Raw genomic sequence first — 20,831 nt, forward strand, 5'->3', positions numbered from 1 at the left:
AGCATCTTCATCATCTATCAGACAGACTTATTTATATAAGTGAATTAATAAATATATTATAAGAGTGACGGGGCAAACATTCAAGCCGTTAATTATTTGAGGGGCGTCCGAGATAACAAATAATCTATACATATCCTTAAGTTGCAAGCGTTAACACTCGGAAAATTTTCTTCCTAAAAATTATTTATAGCCTGATAACATATCAATTGTTTCTATATTATTGTTTCCTTCCAACTAAATTAGCGACACGCTTGATCACTTTAAATCACAAAATGGGTTCTAGAAACCGACGACCGATTTCTAGAACCCATTTTTAATATCGCACTATTGCACCTAAAAAAGCACCCAAGTCATTACACTTGAGTGCTTCATTTAAATAACTTATTTTGCTTTACCAGTCACATTGGCAGCGTCGATGAAGGCTTTGAACAAGCCTTCTGGACGGTTTGGCCGTGACAAGAATTCTGGATGATATTGGCAACCAACGAAGAAGCGTTTCTTAGGTAATTCGATCACTTCAACTAAACGGTTGTCAGGCGAAGTCCCAGAGAAGACCAAGCCCTTTGCTTTCATTGCTTCACGGTAGGCGTTGTTGAATTCATAACGGTGACGGTGACGTTCCATAACAACTTCTTCATTATGGTAAGCCTTCGCTGCAACCGTTCCTGGCTTCAACTTGCAAGGGTAAGCACCTAAACGTTGCGTCCCACCCATATCTTCAACGTCTTCTTGATCCGCCATCAAATCAATAATGTTATCTGGCGTATTTGGATCGATTTCTGCCGAGTTGGCATCCTTTAATCCTAAAACGTTGCGGGCAAATTCAACACTGGCCATTTGCATCCCTAAGCAAATCCCTAAGAATGGCACGTCGTTTTCACGCGCGTATTGAATGGCCGTAATCTTACCTTCGATCCCACGGTCACCGAAGCCACCGGGAACCAAGATCCCATCAGCATCGCCCAGTAAGTCCTGAACGTTATCTGGTGTCACGTCTTCAGCGGAAATCTTGTTCAATTCGATTTCAGCATCGTCCGTGTAACCGGCATGCTTCAAAGCTTCAGTCACAGAGATATAAGCGTCTTGTAACGCCACGTACTTCCCAACCAAGGCGATCTTGATGGTCCGTGATAAATGTTGCACGTGATGTTCAAGGTCTTCCCACTCGCTCATATCAGCTTCTGGTGCCTTAATACCAAAGTGGTCCAAGACGATTGAATCCATATTTTGCTTTTTAACGTTCAATGGAATTGAGTAAATTGTCTTAACGTCTAAGGATTCAATAACGGCTTCGGGTTCAACGTCACAGAAGGACGCGATCTTGTTCCGCATTTCCCGCGTGATTGGTTTTTCAGTCCGAACAACTAACATGTTCGGTTGAATCCCATAGCTCCGCAATTCTTTAACAGAATGTTGGGTTGGCTTCGTCTTCATTTCACCAGCGGCCTTCAAGTAAGGAATCAAGGTCGTGTGAATGTAGAAGACGTTGTCAGAACCCAAATCACTCTTCATTTGACGTAAGGCTTCAATGAATGGTAAGGATTCAATATCCCCAACGGTCCCACCAATTTCAGTGATCACGATGTCGGAATCAGTGGTGGTCCCGGCCCGCATGATCTTTTCTTTGATTGCATTCGTAATATGTGGAATAACTTGAACCGTCGCGCCTAAATAATCTCCCCGACGTTCTTTTTGCAGAACTTCTGAATAAATCTTACCCGTCGTAACGTTGGAATACTTGTTCAAGTTAATGTCGATAAACCGTTCGTAGTGTCCTAAGTCCAAGTCGGTTTCCGTACCATCATCCGTCACAAAAACTTCACCGTGTTGATAAGGACTCATCGTACCAGGATCAACGTTGATGTATGGATCAAACTTTTGAATGGTGACTTTTAAGCCCCGGTTCTTCAATAATCGGCCCAATGAGGCTGCGACAATCCCTTTACCAATTGATGAAACAACGCCACCAGTTACAAAAATATATTTGGTCATGTGATAACTCCTTAAAGATTTATTTCGTGGGGTTTGGTTAAATAAAGAAAACTCCCTATTCCAAAAGAAATAGGGAGCTAATTACGTTCGTTTGTCTCGGTATTTCTACCAGAGAGCCCAATTAAGATAATACAAGGAGATTGCCTTTTCGTCAAGGTTGAATCTCGAGAAGCTTATTTATTTTCGTCTTCTTCGTCGTCATCGAAGTCATCATCATCGTCGTCATTTAACTCGGATAATTGGCCTTCAATACCGTCTGGTAACGTTTCGTCAGCAGCGTCATCGTCACTGTCATCAACGCCGGCTAATTCATCGTACTTGCCTTTGCCTTCTGAATCGTCGTCATCGTCGTCGCTCTCAGAATCGTCATCATCATAATTGTCATCGTCTTCGGGATCGTCGTCATCGTAATCGATCACGTCGTCATCATCCCCAGCGTCAGCTAAGAAGGCGTTAACTTTCTTACGCTTCTTACGCTTTGGCCGATCATCATCTTCGTCGTCATCGGTATGGATAACGGCTTCGTCAATGGATTCAAATGGGTACCATGCACGCAAGCCCCACATATTGTCACCGAGGGAAATGAAACTACCGTCGATGTTCAGATCGGTATAAAATTGTGATAAACGCTCCCGAATTTCTTCGTCGCTTTTACCTAAATATGATTGCACAGCATTGGTTAAATCGGCAAATGCCATCGCATCACCATGTTGTGATAAGATCGCGTGCGCAACCTCGATTAAAGATAATTCGGACTTTTTTTGTCCATCAAATTGTTTAAGTTCCAAACTGGTGCACGTCCTTTCCACAGTTTACAGTTCATCATACCAAATCAGGCCGTGAATTGCAATCTCAACTTGTAGTTACCAACCAGCTGTTCACCCGCGTATAAGTCGTAATTAACGTTGACTTCACCGGAAAATGGCCGCTCACGAAGCCGCACTTGTAACATCGGCGTCACCGTCTCAACGGGTAACATCCCCATCGGCGTTTGGTAATGTGCGCGCACCCGTTTTCCGTTTGCAAAGTGTAATCGCAACCGGTTCGTTGCACTGCGCGTCAAGACCACGTCACCATTACTTGCGAGTTTAATCGTCACCGGAATGGGTTCAGGCGCATCATCATTGACTTCCTTGTAGCGTAAGTAAAATGCCCCGCCCATTTGAACCAGCTGACCATCAACATCTAACGCATAGTTGGCCGTATCGCCGTCTTGAAGGGCCTGCGTCTCTAAATGAATGGCTACGGGTACTCCGGTTGTTAAATCATCCATAACTTTCTTTCCTCCTAATTACTGGACGTATCCGCACGACTCGATACGTCCATTATCTCCAAGTTTGTTGTGCGTTGCACGCGACTGCGCTTGCGCCTTCAAACGTCATCTTAATTATAAGCCATTCATCTTAAAATAACTAAAAATCAACCTATCGTCTAGCTCGACCTGCGCCGTAGTAGCAATTCGAGTATAATTAAGGATGAAACTGATGTCTAAACGGGGTGAATCAATTGACGCAACCAACCATTGCAACTTTAAGCCAACACTATGAATCAGCCGCGATGCTTGATAGCTTTGCGTATACGAACGCGCTACTCTGGCTGACCGCAAAACGCCGACAACCGATCGTTCACTTTTGGCAGCTCTCACAGACCGTTATTTTAGGACTGTTAGATCAGCAGTTACCACAACTAGCGACCGGTTTAACGGGACTTCAGCGGGCCGGTTATCAGACCTTGCTACGTAATTCAGGGGGTCTCGCCGTGGTCGCGGACGACGGCGTCCTCAACGTCTCGCTCTTCTTACCCGCTAATCGTAGCGACTATTCCATTACGGACGCCTACCAACTGATGACCAAGTATGTCCAGGCGGTGTGGCCCACCCTCGTGATTACCACGGGTGAGATCACCCGCTCGTATTGTCCCGGTGATTATGACCTGAGTATTGATGGTCAAAAAATCGCGGGCATGTCGCAACGCCGAACCGCCGACGCGCTGGTCATCATGCTGTACGTCAGTATCAACGGCGACCAGACCAGTCGTAGCCAACTGATCAGACAATTTTATCAGGCGGGCCTCGCTGGTCACCTAGACGACCGGTTTCCGGATATCGATCCCACGGTCATGACGACCGTCAGCGCAAAGCTCGGCACACCGTTGAGCGTGGCCGATGCCCAGCACCGATTTATCCAGGTCCTAGCGCAATTTGGCACGGTTGATACGACGACCCTACCGTTACTCACCGAGGAACCAGAATTTCAAGCCCACTTAGCTCAGGCTTACCAACAAATGCAACGCCGTCAGCAACGCTTGCGTTAACGAACGGAGGAATTTTTTTGACTTACCGCCAACAATTATTACCCATGGAAAAGGTCTTTCGGGACCCCGTCCACGATTACGTTTACGTTCAACACCAAGTCATCCTAGACTTGATCAACACATCTGAATTTCAACGGCTTCGCCGAATCAAACAACTCGGAACCACGTCGCTGACCTTTCACGGCGCGGAACACTCCCGCTTTGGGCACTGCCTAGGCGTTTACGAAGTGACCCGGCGCATCTGTGACAACTTTGCCCGTAACTATCCCACGAAGACCCCCGGCGACGGCGGTTGGGACGATAACGAGCGGTTAGTGGCCTTGTGCGCCGCACTGCTGCATGACATCGGGCACGGCCCGTATTCACACACGTTTGAGCACATTTTCCACACCGACCACGAGGCCATCACCGCACAAATCATTACGTCGCCAGAAACTGAGGTCAACCAAGTGCTCCGACGGGTCGCTCCCGACTTTCCCGAACAGGTCGCAGCCGTGATTCAAAAAACGTATCCCAATCCCCAGGTTGTGCAAATGATTTCCAGTCAAATCGACGCCGATCGGATGGACTACCTCTTGCGGGACTCCTATTTTACGGGTACGAACTACGGTAACTTTGACCTGACGCGGATCTTGCGGGTCATGCGGCCCTACCAAGGTGGCATCACCTTCATGATGGAAGGTATGCACGCCGTGGAAGATTACATTGTCAGCCGGTTCCAGATGTACATGCAGGTCTACTTTCACCCGGTCTCCCGTTCTATGGAAGTCATCTTGGATCACCTCCTAGAACGCGCTAACGACCTTTATCAAAGTCATGCTAGCGATGCCGAAGCAACGCCGCACATGTTGTTGCCATTTTTCAATAACAACTTTACGTTGCATGATTATTTGCGGCTGGATGATGGCGTCCTCAACACGTACTTTAACCATTGGCGCGATAGCCGGGACAACATCCTAGCAGACTTGGCCACCCGCTTCTTAGACCGGCGCCCGTTAAAGTCCGCCCGCGTTGACCACCTGACGCAGCCGTTAATTCCTGATTTACAGCAATTAATTGAACAGGCCGGCTTCGACAGTCACTACTATACCGATACTAACGATAGTTACGACTTGCCGTACGACGCGTACGATCCTAAGATGAAAAAACCGCGGACCCAAATCGAACTGATGCAAAAAGATGGTTCCTTACTCGAATTATCAACCGTCAGTGACCTCGTGCGGGCCATTACGGGTAAAGTCTCCGGGGACCAACGATTCTTCTTCCCGAAAGAAATGCTCAGTAAGGACGCCGAAAGTGACCTGTTCAAACCAATCTACCAAGAGTTTCAAAAATACATTTTAAATGATCGTTTAATTTTACCCAACTAACCTGGAGGAATCTAAATGTCAGTCAAGCTAATCGCCATCGATATGGATGGCACGTTACTCAATGAACACAGTGAATTAAATCCCGCAACCATCCAAGCAGTCCACGATGCCCACGCGCAGGGCGTAAAAGTCGTCATCTGTACCGGTCGCCCGTTGAGCGGCGTGACCCCCTTCTTAGAACAGTTGGGCTTAAGCGGTGACGACGATTACGTCATCACCTTCAACGGCTCGATGGCACAAACCGTGACCGGTAAGATCATTACCAGCCTGACACTGTCGCACGAAGACTACATCGACATCGAAGCCTTGAGCCGCAAACTCAACGTTCATTGTCACGTTGAGAGTGAAGACCACATCTACACGGCTAACCGCGACATCAGTCCTTACACAGTCGGCGAAAGTTCCCTCGTCAACATGCAAATTCGTTACCGGACACCGGAAGAAATGCGCCCAGACTTGCCAATCGTCAAAGCAATGGTCGTTGACGATCCAGCTTTACTGGAAGCCGCGATTAAAAAAATCCCAACCGATTTTTACGACCGTTACCACATCGTTCGCTCCGCACCTTACTTCCTAGAAATTCTCAACAACCAAGCAAGTAAAGGGAATGCGTTGAAGATGTTGGCAGAATACCTGCACTGCTCCGCCGACGAAGTCATGGCCATCGGGGATCAGGGTAACGACCTCAGCATGCTCAAATACGCCACCAACAGTGTCGCCATGGGCAATGCCATTCCAGAAGCCAAACAAATCGCAAAGTACGAAACTAAAACTAACGTTGAAGACGGCGTCGCTCACGCCATTCATACTTGGGCACTTGCCTAACGTCAGCGCACTTTAAATTGGTCGCTTCGGCGGTCAGAGCCAGTGTGCGGTGGGGTCCGGTCCCAGCCAAAGTTCGGTCTGGCACCTCGATTCAAAGCCGACAATTCACGTCTTTGAATCGCCCCGCAAGATTAGCCCGCTCAAAACCGCCGGCTAATCTTACGGCCACTGCACACTAACTCTGACCGCCTTCGCTAAACACGACCTGTTTGTTGTTGATATTATCCAAACTTTAGTCCAAAAAATAGTGCGTTGCTAAATCGTATTGATTTAGCAACGCACTATTTTTAATGACTGAAAACTCAGTTAAATTCCCCGGTTGAAGCATCTTGCTTCGTCACCTTGCCACTGTCTGGATAGTACCGATACGTTTCAGTACTGGAATCCTTCGCGTTCGCAGCAGGAATCACGTCAATCTGGTAATACGTACTTGTCTTTTTAGTGATATCAAACTCAGTGTCGTTCGCAAACGAGCCGCCCGCAGCATCTTGGAACTGTTTAATAATATCCGCAGTCGTCAAGTCACTGTCGCTACTACTGCTACTGTTGGCCGAACTCGTCGCCGTTGATGAGCCGTTCGTGTCAGAACTGCTATCACTGCTAGTCGAACTCGACTGACTATCGGAACTCGTCGCTGATGACGTACTGCTACTGCTACTCGTCACGGTCGAACTGGCACTGCCTGAACTCGTTGATTGTGAAGCCTCATAGTTCATGATGGCTTGCTTCATATCCAACGCATTTTCTTGTAACTTCTTAATAATAGGATGAATTGTATCCAACCGATCTAATTTATCAATATTTGCTTTAGCATCCGACAAATCGTGCATACTTAAGTCGTCACGCGCTGCATTATAATAACCATTAGCTAGCTTGACAGCCTGGTACTGCCGGACTAGTTTGCGGCGGGCTGCAATGAAGGCTGCATCCGTTGTCCCTTGATAATCGTTCAACGTTTGAAAATAACCCTTAGCCGAACTAAGCTGATTATCTTTCAAGGCTTCTTCTGCGTCCTGGTAATATTTTAGTCCGGTCGCTAAATTTTTAACCGCTTTGGTTGGGGCGGTTGCCCGATCCAACGTTTGGCGTGCGGCGGAAATTTTTTGTTGTGAAATTTGCTGATCTGCTTTTGTTAAAACGGCGCCGGAACTGTCGGCGGTCGTCGCTGAACTTGCGGTTGCGCCACCGGTCGTTTTCGCACATCCCGATAACGTCACTAGTCCAATCAGGGCGATCAAAATCAGGCGCCAAGGTGCTCGATAGGCATGAGCCACGGCAAACCCCTCCTTTTACTCCGTCCATTATAACATTAACCGCGAAAAAACTAATTTTAATTATCGGTAGCGGTTTCTATTTAAACTAACCTTACTAACACAGCGACGTACCAGACCGCAATTCCGAGCACGACGGTCAGGTTCGTCCAGCGATACATTAGGATCAACGCTAAGTACTCCCGAAACATTGCAAATGGCAAATAGTACCACGGCGTCCGCGCACCAATACCCGTTAAATTTAATGATAATTGCCGGGCCAAAATGTTTGCGCGCAAGACGTGGTAGTCACTCGTCACCATTACCGCATGGTAGAACGGATTCTTCCGCACCATTAACGCGTGGGAATAGCGCAAGTTTTCCTGAGTCGACGTCGACTGATTCTCTTCTTGAATCGCATCACGCGGCACCCCGATGGCAACTAAGTACCGCCGCATCGCCGTACTCTCAGCAACAACTTCATCACTACCCTGACCACCAGAAACCACGATGGTCACCGGTTCATGATACTTAGTCCGTTGCGCGTGATAAAACTTCGCAGCGGTTTTCAACCGGTAACTCAGCGTGCGCGTCGGACGTCCATCCGGCATCAAGCCAGCTCCCAAGACAATGATGTGGTCAATCTTGCGAGGCCGTCCTAGCCTGGTCGTCAAACAAGCAACCAGGTAAGCTAAAAAACTAAAGGCAAAAAAACCGGTCAATAATAATGCTAATCCTAATAATTGCCATAACTGCTTATTCTGCCACCGCTCATAATTAACAACGGATAACCCTAACATTAAGATGAGTAACGTGCCCACAATCGCTAATAGGCTGTAGTGGAAATGCCACCCTTCTTTTCGAATCAAGCGGTAGCTGTAGCGGACAAAGCTAACCGCAACCACGAAAATAATAATGGGTAGTAAAACATAGGCCAAAATTTTTAGTCCGACAATGATTAATTGCCAAAGCGGACTGGCCTGCGCACTAAACCGGTGGTAGGCCGCCAACATGAACGCCCCGATGGCAAATAAAAATAAGTGGCCCGTTAGCCAGTGCCGCCGGTCTGTTAATTGCAACGTCACGGCACCAACCAATGCTAGGCTACCCCAATAAAATGAATCCACGGCTGAGCCCCCCTTCAATTCTATTGTAATCATTTTTGCTGGTGAGACCAGTTTATTTGATTGGTCACAAAAAGACGCCGGTTGGACGATCCAACCCGACGCCTTAAAAACAGTGTTAGTTTTCTTCGTTGTGGAAACGGTTCTTAAACAACGGACTAACCGGTTTATTTTCATGGATAAATTTAATTGCTTGACCCATCAATTGACCAACGGAAACTTGTTCGATCTTATCGATCCGTTTTTCAGCTGGTAAAGCGATTGAGTCAGTCACAATTAACTTCTTGATTGGTGACTTTTCGATCCGTTCGATGGCTGGGCCAGAAAGTACCGGGTGGGTACAACTAGCGTAGACTTCGGTTGCACCGGCATCGACTAAGGCTTGTGCGCCTAAAGTAATCGTTCCGGCCGTATCGATCATATCGTCAATCATAATGGCCCGTTTACCCTTAACGTCCCCAATAATGTTCATCACTTCAGCAACGTTCGCCCGTGGACGACGTTTGTCAATGATGGCAATTGGTGCCTTTAAGAATTCGGCCAATTTACGGGCCCGGGTCACACCACCATGGTCAGGTGAAACGACAACTGCGTTTTCAGCCAAATGGTGAGTTAAGAAGTAGTCAGCCAACAGTGGCGCACCCATTAAGTGGTCCAATGGGATATCGAAGAAACCTTGGATTTGAGCCGCGTGAAGATCAAGGGCTAAGATCCGAGTTGCACCAGCGGTTTCCAGCATGTTAGCAACTAACTTAGCGGTAATTGGTTCGCGAGAACGGGCTTTACGATCTTGCCGTGCATAACCATAGTAAGGAATAACCACGTTAATGGTCTTGGCACTGGCACGCCGTAACGCGTCGATCATAATCAACAATTCCATCAAATTATCATTAACGGGAGCGGAAGTTGATTGAATGATGTACACTTGGTCACCACGAATACTTTCCTCAATGTTAATGCGAATTTCGCCGTCGCTAAAGCGATCAACCGAGGTCTTACCTAATTTAACCCCAACGGCGTCCGCAATCTTTTCTGCCAATGGTTTATTTGAATTCAAAGCAAAAATCTTTAACTTTGGATCAAAATACTGTTCTGACATAATTTCCTCCATTCGAAAATTTATTACTTACTAAATAATAGGCATTTTAGGCCGGAAAATCAAGCCCTGTTACGGTTATAAATTGCGCTAGACTGGGCTGGAGGCGCGTCTTTCGGCTTTAAGCCGGCCATTACCGCCTAAAAATTAAAGTTTCGTGAGCCCAACCAATCAAAACTTCGGGTTTAAGCGTCGTGACCGTCTTATCAGGCTGTTAGCGCTACCAGTCATTTCACGACGCAAATCCCGATCTGACGTGCAATTAACGGTTTAAATGAAATTAATTACAGAAATGAACCCGAACTTTCATACAAAAAAGTAATTTCAATTGATGAACACCCTTAAAACTTTCCCCAGCTCTGATTTTCATTCTTTTGCTATAGTAAACGGATTCGTTTAACCGCCGGAAGTAGCAAAAAAGCCTAGGATAAGATGTCCCTAGGCTTTTAGCTAAACGAAAGCTTATTTATTTTCTGGTTCGTGTGGTAATTTCTTCCAGTAATCAGGTTTGTTGGTTTGACGGGCACGGGCAATAGCCATGTCGTGGAAATCAACGTCATCCGTAATCGTGGAACCAGCAGCAATGAAGGAATGGTCCGCAACTTCAACGGGAGCAATAATATTAGAATTGCTACCGATAAAGGCGGAATCACCAACATTGGTATGGTGTTTGTTGACGCCATCGTAATTGATGAACACAACCCCACAACCAACGTTAATGTCCTTACCAAGCGTTGCGTCACCAACGTAAGTTAAATGACCGACCTTAGTCCGATCACCAATCTGGGCTTTCTTCACTTCCACAAAGTTACCTAAGTGAACGTGTTCGCCGATTTCAGCTTGAGGACGTAAGTGACTGTAAGGGCCAATGTTGCTGTCCGCGTGCATGATTGAGTCTTCTAAGAAGGAAGCAGTCACCCGAACACGGTCTTCAATGACCATGTCATGGATTTCAGAATGAGCACCAATAAAGCAATCTTCGCCAATCGTCGTGTGACCCTTGATCAAAACGCCGGGTTCGATGATCGTATCCGCGCCAATTTTGACGCCAGCGTCAATGTACGTGTCTTCCGGATTGATAATGGAGACCCCGTTTTCCATGTGAGCTTCGTTGATCCGCTTTTGCATCACTTTGGTTGCTTGTGCTAAAGCGGAACGTGTATTGACACCCATGGATTCGTCAAAGTCAGACATCCGGTAAGCCGCAACCACGTCGCCTTGATCCTTCATAATCTGAATAACATCGGTCAAGTAGTATTCACCTTGAGCGTTATCGTTCGTCACTTTGTGCAGTGCTTCGAATAACTTCTTGTTATCAAAACAATAAACACCAGTGTTGATTTCGTGGATTTCTTGTTCTTCTTTCGAAGCATCTTTTTGTTCCACGATTTTTTCAACGATACCTAAGTGATTGCGAACCACGCGACCGTAGCCTTGTGGGTCTGGCGCTTCCGAGGTCAAAACAGTCCCCGCAGCACCCTTCGCTTGATGATATTCAAATAATTCTTGGAACGTTTCCGCACGGAACAATGGGGTATCACCGCTAACGATCAGCGTCATCCCATCAGCGTCCTTCAATAAAGGTTCCGCTTGTAAAACGGCGTGGCCAGTACCGAGTTGTTCGGTCTGGGCCGCATACTTGGTCCGGTCGCCTAACGCTGCTTCAACATCGGTTGCGCCGTGGCCCACGATGGTCACAATATTGTCCATGTGAGTGGCTTCAACTTGGGTCAGCACGTGGTCGACCATTGATTTACCGCAAACTTTATGCAGTACTTTGACTAACTTGGATTTCATCCGGGTCCCTTTACCAGCGGCCATGATGATTGCATTTTTGGTTGTCATTAGAAATTTCTCCTTAGTCCTCAGATAAGTCCATCATACCAAAAAATTGGTATGGGTGACACATGTGCTTAAGCTTCCGCACCAAAAACCTTTTCCAGATAGTTACCTGGTTCGACTTTAATGGCTTTATCGCTATCGTTCACATTAGTGACTTGTAGTAAAGAGGTATAGTCATCAATCAACCGGTTGCCCGTAAAGGCAGCTTCCGCAAATACGGTGATGCCGATTAAGTTCGCGTCGAATTCTTCAATCAAGGTCTTCATCCCGTTAATGGTACCGCCGCCCTTCATGAAATCATCCACGATTAAGACGTTAGCGCCTTCCGTTAAACTCCGCTTTGAAAGTTCCATTTTCTTGATCCGTTCAGATGATCCAGAGACGTAGTTCACACTGACCGTTGACCCTTCCGTAATCTTAGAATCGTTACGGACGATGACAAACGGCACGTTAAGGTACGTTGCAACGCTTTGCGCAATCGGAATCCCCTTCGTCGCAACCGTCATCACGGCGTCAATTTTTTGATTCAAGTATTGCGTGGCAATGACCCGACCAACTTGGCGTAAAATATTCGGTTGTCCCAAAATATCGGATAAGTAGATATAGCCGCCAGGTAAAACCCGGCTCTTGTCAGCGACTTTATCCGCCATTTCGTCGATAAAAGTTTGTGCTTCGTCCTTTAAAATGTAAGGAATAAAGCGCGCCCCACCGGCAGCACCAGGAATGGTCTCCAAAATACCCGTTCCGCGGGATTGAAAAACCTTTTTCAAGATCGTCAAATCTTCACTAATAGAAGACTTTGCCGATTCATACCGTTCCGCAAAATACGTCAGTGAGACTAACGTATGGGGACGTTCCAATAAATAGCGCGTCATATCGATTAAACGTTCGCTTCTACGTACTTTCATGTTTCCACCTCAACCTAAATCATCTTTTTTATAGTCTATGCAAAATGATAACACAAACGTTCGGGAATAAGGTAGTTTTTTACAATCTTTTTAGCGAACTATCGGAATTTCTTAAGATTTGCGTTTCAATTCGGCTCGAACGACTTTTTTAGCCCCTAAAAAAGGAACAATAAAAAAAGTGATACTTAGGTACTAGCCGATTGTTAATTAACGCATATTTGGCCTTTTACTCACTAAAGGTTGAAAAGGCTAAAACTGCTATTAACACCGGAACAGTAGCGATAGTTATTCCTAAATTATCCGCTTCGTCGGATAGCCTCGGTGTGCTATGGGGGACGGTCCCAGCCAAAATGCGGTCTGCTCCCTCAATTCCAAGCCGATAACCCACGTCTTTGAATCGCCCCGCAAGATTGGCAGATAAGAAACACCTGCCAATCTTGCCGACACAGCACACCAAGGCTACCCGACTGCGCTCAAAACAGACTTACTATTATGATTTGGATAATCAGAGGTTGCCACTGATGGCATCGGTCGTGATGGTGGTGTTGGCGCGGCGTTTCTTTTGCCGAGCTTACACCACGGACGGTCCGGGACAGTTGCGCATTTTGCAAGTGTTCCGGGCGAGGGACTAGACCGCTCCCCAGGCTAGCCCCGGTCCCACGACCGCATGTCATCAGTGGCAACCGGAATAGCTTTTCCTTTTACTCACATAAAAACGCCGTTCAGCTTAAAACTGAACGACGCTTGTTTTTAATGATTAACTGCCGACGTGAATGCGTTGATACCCTAACGCAGCAAAGTAAAAGACACATTCAATTGAAGCGATAAAGAAACTGACGGGGAGGTTGGTCAAGTAACTCAGGTACAACCCGACCCACACCCCAACGAGGGCAAAGCCAATCGATAGAAAAATCATCTTGCTGACCGTGTGAACAAAGTACCGTGCGGCCGCGGCGGGTAACGTCAATAAGATAAAAATCAACAGTGACCCAACGATTTGAGCAGCCACACTGACACTCATCGCCACTAGGACTAGGAACACCACGGAAATCGCCGTGGTCCATAATCCACTGACCTTGGCCCCAATGGCGTCAAACGAATCGAACTTCAACGGCCGGTAGAGGCCTAACATGGCTAGTAACACAATCCCGGAAAGTAAAGCAACCCGTAACACATCGGTGTTGGCAATCCCTATCACACTCCCAAATAAAATACTGGTGGCATAACTGGACGTCTGATTAGACAAGGATAAAAACAAGATTCCGAGTCCAATAAACAGGGCGGAAATGGCCGAAATCGACGCCTCGCGCCGTGACTGTTTCACACTCATCTGACCGACAATGACCGAGCTGACTACGGTAAAAATCAGCATCCCACTTAGCGCGGTCCAACCCATAAAGATCCCAAACGCCGCACCGGCAAAGCCGATTTCGGACAAGGTATGGGTCAGAAATGACAGGTTCCGGGCAATGACGAATACGCCAATCGTGCCACAGATAATTGCAATAAACGTTCCGGCTAAGTAGGCGTTACGCATAAACGCTAAACTAAACATCGCTAACATTGGTGACCTCCTTCAGCGCTTCGACCGACATATCCGCAATGTTGCCGAATTGTTGTTGGCCCGGCTTTAAAGCTAAGTAATGTTTGGCGTACTGCTTAGCCAGCGGTAAATCATGGGTGACAAAGAACACCGTGATGTCACTCGTCTGGTTAAGGTTCTGCACGAGATCGAGCAGTTCATACTTCATTTCGTTATCCAGACTCGCCGTTGATTCATCTAAGATCAAAAGCTGCGGCTGTTCGACAATGGCTTGTGCCAAGTAAGCACGCTGCTTTTCGCCCCCCGAAGCCATGCCGAGTGGCCGCTGGCGAATTTTCTTAACGTTCGTCACCGCCATGGCCGTTTCGACCTGTCGCCGTTCCGCTTTAGACAACCACGGGCGCCAGCCGCGTAAGTTTAAACTAACAAAGTCTTCAATTGTTAACGGATATTCTTGGTCAAGGTTCCGAAACTGTGGCACGTAGCCCACGCGAATGGCCTTTTTATTCGGGTAATATTTGATCTGGCCCGCCGCTGGTTTCACCATGCCTAGCAAAGCCCGGATCAAGGTCGTCTTCCCGACACCATTTTCACCAATGACCGTTAAGAAATCCCCGCGTTGAATATCAAAATTTAGATCTTTAAAGACCTGATTATTTGGAAATGCAATTTCCAAATGTTGGACGGCAATTAAGGGTTCCGTCATTTCACTACCCCCATCTCAAAAAGTAAATAGTAATGATTACTGTTTTAGTTTACCTGAACCGGCCCATTTGTCAATAGAGTGCCGACACTAAAAACCACGCAATCAAAAGATTACGTGGCTTTTGGTTACGCTTCCGTTGGCTTTAAATCAGCTAATAAGCGTTGGACCTGTTGTTGATAATTTAAAAATAAACTCGTAAATTTACTATCACTAGTCGCGTCCCAAGGCTTCGGCGTGCCGCAATAATGTAAAATGCGGGTATGGCGCATCACCCAGTGAATATCGTGCTTGCTTAGCGTCCGCGTCTGGTACACCAAGTACTTTCGGGTATCGTAGTTCCAGACTTCTTCATCGATTTCCAAGATGGCTTCACCGTATAAGAAGTTCAGCACGTCTTGATCCGGCAAGATCAAATAATCGTGGTAAGCCTCAATGGCCGCCGTAATGTCTGACAAATGAATCTTCTCGCGGGCTTGGTCCACGTCGATGACCAAGACACCCGAATTGAAGTAACTCGTCGTGGTCCCTAACCGCAGCTGGTTCACATTATCAACCAGCTTAGTCACACCGCGGTGTGCGGCCGCCGCCAACATGTTACCTTGCAAGTCGAGTTCCCACAACGGCGTGATGTCATTGATGACGATAGTATCGGGATCTAAGTAGATCACCCGGTGCACGTCGGCGGGCAATACCTGCCCACAGAGTAACCGAAAATACATGGCTGGCGGGTAGCGTTTGATTAGCGCCGGTTGGTCCGTCAAATCGATTTTAGTCGTTAACGCCGTCAGTTTCCATCCCAGCGCATCGGTCAAATCCTGCACTTCTTCAATCTGGGTCGCGGTCAGTTTTTCATGTACTAACCAAATGTGAAAATCCTGGTTGCGATTATTGGCGGCTAGCGACCATAGCATCACTTTCAATGGCGGTAAATAGCCCGCATCCAAGGTCACTAGAATGTTAATTGGTGTTGACATTAGTTCTCTCCGTTTCCACTTAGTCCGGCTTCTTCACGTAAAAATTCATCGACCACTTCCTGATAGCGGTCAGGGTGGGTTCGAATCGCTTGCACGTGGGCGGCATCCGGGTCAATGTAGAGTTCTTTTTGTTGTGGCAATTGATCGTATAGTTGGTGTGCGTTGCGCACCGGCACCGTTTTGTCACGGGACCCGTGAATCATCAGAATCGGTAACCCGCTGATGGCGACCTGGTGCAAAATGCGGCCGTCTTTAAAGGCGTACCCCGCGCGCCGACTTGCAATCAAGTTGGCGACGGGCATGATTGGGTAAGCTGGCAAATGGAACTTATGCGTCAAGCGATATTTCGCCTCATCATATAGGTCCACGTACCCACTGTCTTCAATAATGGCCTTCACGTTTTCGGGTAGCGGTTCACCACTCGTGGCCATGACGGTTGCGGCGCCCATTGAAATTCCCATTAAGACAATTTCAACGTCGTCACCCAACTGGTTTAAAGCCACCGTGATCCACCGCTCATAATCCAAACGGTCAAGCCAGCCGTAACCAATCGTATGCCCTTCACTATCGCCAAATGCCCGGGCATCCGGCATCAAGACGTCATAGCCCAAGCTCATAAAAATCCGGGCGTACGGAATCATTTGCTCCCGTGAATGGCCGAGGCCGTGTGCTAGGATCACTAGCCGACCCACCGTCTTCGGGTTGGGAATATAGGTGGCCACCAAGTTTAAGCCGTCAAACGACTGGATCACCCACTCTTGTTGGGGTTGCTTTTCATACCAAAAATTTTCGATTTCGGTATTTTCAGATCGTGATAATTCCTGTCCACGGCTCTTTTGCGCATCGCTAACGTGCATCGCCATCTTATAGGCTAACACGCCACCGACTAATGAACCGGCATAAGTCGCAGTACCCACAACGCCGGCCAATTTTAATCCTAATTTCGTTGTCTGTTTCATCTTAGCCACCTCATTTCAACTTCATTTAATCATAATTTGCCACATAACACGTCATAAACCGCCTTTTCGTTATGATTCACCCTAATTGTTAACAGAAGTTCACCGCTGTAGCAAGCGCTTTCATCATCTTTTTAAAAAAAAGCCCGAGACAGCCCAGGCTTTAATACCACTAATGTTCGACTAAATTAACCGGTCGCACTAAATACACTTCGCGGCAAAAACCCTTTAGTGAATTGTAAACCCGCTGTGCGCGAGACTGCTTGCGGCAGACGCCGAAAACGGTTGGTCCGGTGCCACTCATCTGAGCGGCGTCCGCACCAAAGTTCAATAATTGTTCCTTAATTTGCGTAATTTCCGGGTAACGCCGTGACGTAATTGGTTCTAACACGTTCCCCATATTGGCAAAAACCTCAGCCGAATTCTGATTCTGAATGCCCGCCAACAACCGTTCGATGTTCGGATGGGTCGTTAGCTGATCGTAGTCGACTTGCCGTAAAATGTTAGGCGTTGACACGCTGACTTTCGGCTTGGCCAACACGATCCACATCGGCGGGAGCTTTGGTAGCGCCGTGACGATTTCACCCTTACCAGTAACGTGGGCCGTTTGGCTAAAGACGCAGTACGGGACATCGGAATCAATCTGTAGTCCGAGCCGCGCTAACGTCGCTAAGTCTAAATGTAATCCCCACATCCGGTTGAGGCCGCGCAAAACCGCCGCGGCGTCCGATGAACCGCCACCTAAACCCGCTGCGACCGGAATCGCCTTTTTGATCGTAATCCGAACGCCCCGGTCAACATGGTAGTGCCGTTTCAAGACACTGACCGCCTGAAAGGCTAAGTTACGCCGATCATTGGGCAAAAAGCCACTGTCAGTAACGATCTCAATTCGGTTCGTCTTCAGATCCTCTAGTTGCACGTAGTCGGCTAAATCGACCGACGTCATCACCATGTCCCACTCTTTATCCCCATTAGGATGTTCAAATAAAGTATCTAACCCCAAGTTAATTTTGGCTGGCGCTTTTTCCACGATTTGCACGCGTCTCACCCTCTTCCATCCCCGTGCTCGCACGAGTGCTAGCTTGCTTTGATACAATTATACTAATATCAGAGCAAAATAAAAAGACCTTGCTGGGGGTCTTAATATTGAGAATTCACGTGACGCGAATTAAGCTTCAGTTGTTTCGTCTTCAAAGGCGATTTGAACGTTTTTCGTTAACACATCGGTGTAGCTGTAGGAGACCCGTTCAAATGCGTTTTCCTGTTGGTCTAAATCTACAACAAACACAGAACGGTACGTTTCTTTTAAGATACCATGGCGTTCAGTGGTTTTCTTTCGACCCGCTTGAGCGACGACCTTCATACGTTGGCCGATCCGGGAGTCGAGTTTATCTTTAATTGCAGCTAATGAAATTGGCATTCAGAATCCTCCTCATGAAAGCTACTATACTAGCTTTTCATAGAAAAGTCAATATTATATCACAAGGTTTTCCAATGTGCAACCATTTTATAACCAGACCAATCTTAAAGTAAGCCGGCTTGGTGCAGGGCGTCCGTCAGGGTAATAAACTCGTCCACTGTCAACCGTTCTGCCCGAATTTTAGGATCGATTTCAGCTGTATCCAAGGCCTTTTGAATGGCTTCCTTAGTTTCTGGGAGCTTGCCAAAAAGGCTCTGTAAATTGTTCCATAAGTTTTTCCGCCGGTGGGCAAATCCCGCCTTAACCACTTTGAAAAAGGCGTCTTCGTCAAATGGTAAATGGGTCCGTGGCGGTAAGGCCGTTAACTTTACAATCGCTGAATCCACGTTTGGTGATGGTACGAAAACGGTCCGTGGTACCACCATTGCCATTTCAGCAGCCATCCGGTATTGCACGGCAATCGTTAACGCACCGTACGCCTTAGTGCCGGGTTCAGCGGCAAGCCGGTCCGCCACTTCTTTTTGCATCATAACGACGATGTTTTCAAAGCGCACGTCTCCCGCCAATAAATTCATTAAGATTGGCGTCGTAATGTAGTACGGCAAGTTTGCGACTAATTTCAACGGACGGCCGGGTTCCAGATGTTCTTGGATCATCGCTGGCAAGTCGACTTTTAAAATATCCTGGTTAACGATGTCGATATTATCGTAGTCGGCTAACGTTTCATCCAAAATAGGCAGGAGCCGGTCATCAATTTCAAACGCTAAGACTTTGTGGGCCGCCCGTGCTAAGTATTCCGTCAGGGCCCCAATTCCGGGCCCGATTTCAATCACGTTATCTTCTTGGCTGATGTCCGCCGTGAAAACAATGTTGTGTAAGACGTTTTGGTCCGTTAAAAAGTTTTGGCCCAGGCTCTTTTTGACTTGTAAGCCGTACGTGCGCATAATCGCTTGCGTTCGAGCTGGGTTGGCAATATCTAAAGCTTTACTCATTTGTTCACCTCTGTAGTTAGTTGTTCAACAGCGTGCCAGAAATCATCTGGCTGGACTTGAAAAAGTTGGAGTCGCTTCGGCAACTGCTTGCCGTTGACGTACCCAATTTTCAATAATTCTCCGAGTTGTTCGCGGCGTTGGCGGGCTTGTGGCCCCGCTAATAAGCCCGCTCGAATCAGGTCACCCTGACTGATCAAGGTCGCTGGTTCATCGACGCGTTCCGTGTACAAGTTCGCCAGTGCCGTCTGAATTGCTTCCGGACTAGCGTGTTCAACGCCAAGACTGCCACCCGCCTTCGTTGGGACCCCCGCTTTACGGGGCAAAAAGGCGTGCTTCACTCCCGGAACGTTGGCGGAAATAATCTTGCGAATCCGTTCACCAGAAAAATCTGGGTCGGTAAACACGATGACGCCGCGCGTCGCTTGGAGCTGTTTAATCTGGGCCAACGTTTCTTCGGAAATCGCTGAGCCGTTCGTTTCTAACGTATCGGCATCGACGGCCAAAGCTAAGCGCTTGGTATCATCCTTGCCTTCAACGACAATTACTTCTTTAATCTTTTTCAATCTTAAAAAATTCCTCTGCATTTTGATAAGTTTGGCTTGCGATGGCTTCCGGTGTGGTTTCCCGCAACTTGGCAATCGCTTCGACAACGTAACGCGTGTAAGCCGGTTCGTTCTGCTTGCCGCGGTATGGTTCGGGCGTCAAGTACGGCGCATCGGTCTCCACTAACATTTTGTCTAGCGGGGTAAGCTTAACGGAATCATGGACTTCGTCGGCGTGCTTAAACGACGCCACCCCACTATATGAGATGTGCATGCCGAGGTCCAAGAACCGCTTCAGCCATTCGGGATCACCGTTAAAGCTGTGCATCACGCCACCGGTATCACGGATGTCCGCAGCCTTTAAGATCTTGTAAGTATCTTCAAAGGCGTCGCGGTTATGCACAGAAATCGGTAACCCCATGTCCTTAGCAATGGCCACTTGGCGCGCGAACACCTTGCGTTGGGTTTCTTGGGGTGACGTATCCCAGTGGTAATCCAGCCCGATTTCACCTAAAGCAACGACCTTAGGCTTCTGCAACTGTTCAATTAAAACTTTTTCAGTTTCCTTCGTATAGTTCTTTGAATCTTCCGGGTGCCAACCAACGATTGCGACTAACTCCGGATACGTTTCCGCCAACTTGATGGCATCAGCGTTTAACTGGGTATTGGACCCCACGATGGCCATCCGAACCACGCCGAGGTCTTTAGCCTGCTGTAAGTAGCGCGGCACGTCCTGAATAAACTCTTCACTATTTAAATGGGTATGAGAATCAAAAATACGCATGTCAGAACCCCTTTTCGACTTTTGTTATCTTAGTTGATTTTAACATGGGACGCAAGCGCACAACAGATAACAGGCTAAAAGACGGGCCATTAACGTAGAAATACTAACCCGCTTCCGGTTGCCAGTGACGCCCTCTGCCGTGGGGACCAGCCTAAGCCCAAAAGCGGTCTTAGGCTTCGCTTTGATGCTTTGCC

At 47.5% G+C, this 20,831-nt stretch carries 20 protein-coding genes; 3 read left to right on the plus strand and 17 right to left on the minus strand.

Annotation, left to right across the window (positions count from 1 at the left end; genetic code table 11):
• Positions 1-381: 381 nt before the first annotated feature.
• The 3 genes from AAA939_RS01305 to AAA939_RS01315 form a co-directional block, all read right to left on the minus strand.
• Positions 382-1,992: a CTP synthase gene (locus AAA939_RS01305; RefSeq protein ID WP_338208138.1), complete on the minus strand. Its 1,611-nt coding sequence runs from the start codon at positions 1,990-1,992 to the stop codon at positions 382-384.
• A 173-nt stretch (positions 1,993-2,165) separates the two neighbouring features.
• The gene (gene rpoE / locus AAA939_RS01310; protein WP_338208137.1) at positions 2,166-2,780 is read right to left on the minus strand and encodes a DNA-directed RNA polymerase subunit delta; all 615 of its coding nucleotides are present in this window, start codon (positions 2,778-2,780) and stop codon (positions 2,166-2,168) included.
• 44 nt (positions 2,781-2,824) lie between these two features.
• Entirely contained in the window at positions 2,825-3,265 is a 441-nt protein-coding gene (locus tag AAA939_RS01315) for a YwiB family protein (protein ID WP_338208136.1), read from the minus strand.
• A 233-nt stretch (positions 3,266-3,498) separates the two neighbouring features.
• Here AAA939_RS01315 and AAA939_RS01320 point away from each other — a divergent pair, with 233 nt between their 5' ends.
• The 3 genes from AAA939_RS01320 to yidA are packed head-to-tail and all read left to right on the plus strand — an operon-like array spanning position 3,499 to position 6,500.
• On the plus strand, positions 3,499-4,305 hold the full coding sequence (locus AAA939_RS01320) for a lipoate--protein ligase family protein (protein ID WP_338208135.1): 807 nt from the start codon (positions 3,499-3,501) through the stop codon (positions 4,303-4,305).
• A gap of 17 nt (positions 4,306-4,322) precedes the next feature.
• The gene (locus AAA939_RS01325) at positions 4,323-5,675 is read left to right on the plus strand and encodes an HD domain-containing protein (protein ID WP_338208134.1); all 1,353 of its coding nucleotides are present in this window, start codon (positions 4,323-4,325) and stop codon (positions 5,673-5,675) included.
• Positions 5,676-5,690: 15 nt separating this feature from the next.
• Complete coding sequence (yidA, locus tag AAA939_RS01330) at positions 5,691-6,500, plus strand: sugar-phosphatase (protein ID WP_338208133.1); 810 nt, start codon at positions 5,691-5,693, stop codon at positions 6,498-6,500.
• A 302-nt stretch (positions 6,501-6,802) separates the two neighbouring features.
• On the opposite strand, the gene AAA939_RS01335 is transcribed toward yidA, so the two are convergent.
• From AAA939_RS01335 to AAA939_RS01400, 14 genes are all read right to left on the minus strand, one after another.
• Positions 6,803-7,774 carry a hypothetical protein gene (locus tag AAA939_RS01335; RefSeq protein WP_338208132.1) on the minus strand — a complete coding sequence of 324 codons (972 nt, stop codon included), beginning with the start codon at positions 7,772-7,774 and terminating at the stop codon, positions 6,803-6,805.
• A gap of 80 nt (positions 7,775-7,854) precedes the next feature.
• The gene (locus tag AAA939_RS01340; protein WP_338208131.1) at positions 7,855-8,877 is read right to left on the minus strand and encodes a YdcF family protein; all 1,023 of its coding nucleotides are present in this window, start codon (positions 8,875-8,877) and stop codon (positions 7,855-7,857) included.
• 115 nt (positions 8,878-8,992) lie between these two features.
• Complete coding sequence (locus AAA939_RS01345) at positions 8,993-9,973, minus strand: ribose-phosphate diphosphokinase (protein ID WP_338208130.1); 981 nt, start codon at positions 9,971-9,973, stop codon at positions 8,993-8,995.
• A 459-nt stretch (positions 9,974-10,432) separates the two neighbouring features.
• Positions 10,433-11,815, minus strand: a complete 1,383-nt coding sequence (glmU, locus tag AAA939_RS01350; RefSeq protein WP_338208129.1) for a bifunctional UDP-N-acetylglucosamine diphosphorylase/glucosamine-1-phosphate N-acetyltransferase GlmU — start codon at positions 11,813-11,815, stop codon at positions 10,433-10,435.
• A 68-nt stretch (positions 11,816-11,883) separates the two neighbouring features.
• On the minus strand, positions 11,884-12,720 hold the full coding sequence (purR, locus tag AAA939_RS01355; protein ID WP_057706540.1) for a pur operon repressor: 837 nt from the start codon (positions 12,718-12,720) through the stop codon (positions 11,884-11,886).
• Between the two features lie 757 nt (positions 12,721-13,477).
• Complete coding sequence (locus AAA939_RS01360; protein ID WP_338208174.1) at positions 13,478-14,275, minus strand: metal ABC transporter permease; 798 nt, start codon at positions 14,273-14,275, stop codon at positions 13,478-13,480.
• On the minus strand, positions 14,268-14,969 hold the full coding sequence (locus AAA939_RS01365) for a metal ABC transporter ATP-binding protein (protein ID WP_057706539.1): 702 nt from the start codon (positions 14,967-14,969) through the stop codon (positions 14,268-14,270). Before AAA939_RS01365 ends, AAA939_RS01360 begins: the two co-directional genes overlap by 8 nt.
• A 125-nt stretch (positions 14,970-15,094) precedes the next feature.
• Entirely contained in the window at positions 15,095-15,943 is an 849-nt protein-coding gene (locus AAA939_RS01370) for a glycosyltransferase family 8 protein (protein WP_338208128.1), read from the minus strand.
• Entirely contained in the window at positions 15,943-16,902 is a 960-nt protein-coding gene (locus tag AAA939_RS01375; RefSeq protein ID WP_338208127.1) for an alpha/beta hydrolase, read from the minus strand. Before AAA939_RS01375 ends, AAA939_RS01370 begins: the two co-directional genes overlap by 1 nt.
• Before the next feature lie 169 nt (positions 16,903-17,071).
• Entirely contained in the window at positions 17,072-17,938 is an 867-nt protein-coding gene (gene ispE, locus AAA939_RS01380) for a 4-(cytidine 5'-diphospho)-2-C-methyl-D-erythritol kinase (RefSeq protein WP_338208126.1), read from the minus strand.
• 129 nt (positions 17,939-18,067) lie between these two features.
• Positions 18,068-18,319, minus strand: coding sequence for a Veg family protein (locus tag AAA939_RS01385; RefSeq protein WP_057706535.1), 252 nt, complete (start codon positions 18,317-18,319; stop codon positions 18,068-18,070).
• Positions 18,320-18,423: 104 nt separating this feature from the next.
• Complete coding sequence (rsmA, locus tag AAA939_RS01390; protein WP_338208125.1) at positions 18,424-19,311, minus strand: 16S rRNA (adenine(1518)-N(6)/adenine(1519)-N(6))-dimethyltransferase RsmA; 888 nt, start codon at positions 19,309-19,311, stop codon at positions 18,424-18,426.
• A complete protein-coding gene (gene rnmV, locus AAA939_RS01395) occupies positions 19,308-19,874 on the minus strand; it encodes a ribonuclease M5 (RefSeq protein ID WP_338208124.1) in 567 nt (188 codons plus the stop codon). Before rnmV ends, rsmA begins: the two co-directional genes overlap by 4 nt.
• Positions 19,861-20,637 (minus strand): TatD family hydrolase, encoded by a 777-nt coding sequence (locus AAA939_RS01400; protein ID WP_338208123.1) that lies wholly within the window; start codon positions 20,635-20,637, stop codon positions 19,861-19,863. Before AAA939_RS01400 ends, rnmV begins: the two co-directional genes overlap by 14 nt.
• Positions 20,638-20,831: the final 194 nt, after the last annotated feature.

This window comes from Lactiplantibacillus paraxiangfangensis (assembly GCF_036246185.1).
GTDB lineage: Bacteria > Bacillota > Bacilli > Lactobacillales > Lactobacillaceae > Lactiplantibacillus > Lactiplantibacillus paraxiangfangensis.